Annotated in this window: 2 protein-coding genes; both read left to right on the forward strand. The window is 60.2% G+C overall.

What is annotated here, in order from left to right:
* Positions 1-35 precede the first annotated feature (35 nt).
* Positions 36-695 carry a transposase family protein gene (locus NW837_RS10255; protein ID WP_414331252.1) on the forward strand — a complete coding sequence of 220 codons (660 nt, stop codon included), beginning with the start codon at positions 36-38 and terminating at the stop codon, positions 693-695.
* The gene (locus tag NW837_RS10260; protein WP_414331255.1) at positions 692-1,186 is read left to right on the forward strand and encodes a transposase; all 495 of its coding nucleotides are present in this window, start codon (positions 692-694) and stop codon (positions 1,184-1,186) included. Before NW837_RS10255 ends, NW837_RS10260 begins: the two co-directional genes overlap by 4 nt.
* The last annotated feature ends 170 nt before the right edge of the window (positions 1,187-1,356 follow it).

The following is a 1,356-nucleotide window of genomic DNA, read 5'->3' on the forward strand; positions in this document are numbered from 1 at the left end:
CCAGGCTTTCATCATATGCAGTTATCATATGCAGTATGAACGAAACCCCAAGGATACCCAGCCCCATTCCATACCTGATGCAGGTGCCTGACCTGCGAGCCCATAACACCACCTACGACTGGCGCATGCTGTTCATGTTGGTGCTGATGGCCCTGGGCAGCGGACGCACCAACGTGCTGGCCATCGCCCAGTGGGTAGAGGATCAGCGGGACTGGCTGCTGGCACAGGGCTTCGGGCGGCGCGCCAGCGGTAAGGCCCTGCCTGCCCAGGCCACCCTCTATCGCTTTGTGTGGGCTTTGGAACAACAGGTCAGCGCTTTGGAAGAGGCCCTGAAGGCCTGGGCGCTGGAGGTGCTCAAGGTGCTGAAGCCAGCCCATCCGGGTCAGATGGTGGTCAACCTGGACGGCAAATACCTCAAAGGGAGCGCCCGCCGGGGGGTGGGGGATCAGGCTTTGCTGCTGGTCAGTGCTTATCTGGGACAGTTGGGTCTGAGCCTGTGGCAAGGAAAAGCCCTGGGGGATGAGGCTGTAGCCGGACGGCAGTTGATCATGCAGCTAGGGCCTGAACTGAGCGAGCTGGGTATTCCCTGGGTGGTCACCGCAGACGCTGCGCATACCGAGGCTCAGACCGCTGCAGCCATCCTAGAAAAGGGGGGCACTACTTCCTCGCGCTCAAGGAGAACCAGGCTGCCTTGAAAGACTGGGCCGAGTTTGTGCTGAAGTATCCGGCAGAGAACACCCACCTGTACCACGAGGTGCGCAGTGGTGCGCTGTGGGTGTGGCAGGTTCGCAGGACCACACAGATTCCGCTGGAGTGGGAGGTATCTTTCCCTGGGCTACAGCAAATCGTGGCCATTGAACGCCACAAAACCCACAAACGTAGCGGAGCGGTTTCTCAGGAAAGCGACCTCTACCTCACCAGCCTTCCGGGAGACCAGGCCGATGCTGCTACCCTGGCCCTTGTCAGTCGGGGTCACTGGGGCATTGAGAACCGACTGCACCACAAACGGGATGTGGCCCTGGGAGAGGATGCTTGTCGCACCCGCAAAGCTGCCCAAACCCTGGCTGCCTTGCGTAACCTCCTGCTAGGCTTTCTGCATTTGTGCGGTGTTCCCGTTCTACGCAGCCTTCGGCGCTTCGCGGTCAATCCCATGCCCTTGTATCGTTGGCTAATGGGGTGTATATGATAAAAGCCTGGTTGGGCGCGCTGGTGTCGTGCCAGCCCAGTTCATCAAGCTGTGTGGTGATTGAGGCTTTGGGCATCGATCGGGGCTTCAGGGTGCGGGGCACCAACAGCGCAGACGTAACCATCCGCCAGGGGGGCTGCATCGAGTTTGTAAACGTCGACCCAACTGGG

Origin of the sequence: Synechococcus sp. R6-10 (assembly GCF_047461815.1) — a bacterium.
GTDB lineage: Bacteria > Cyanobacteriota > Cyanobacteriia > Thermostichales > Thermostichaceae > Thermostichus.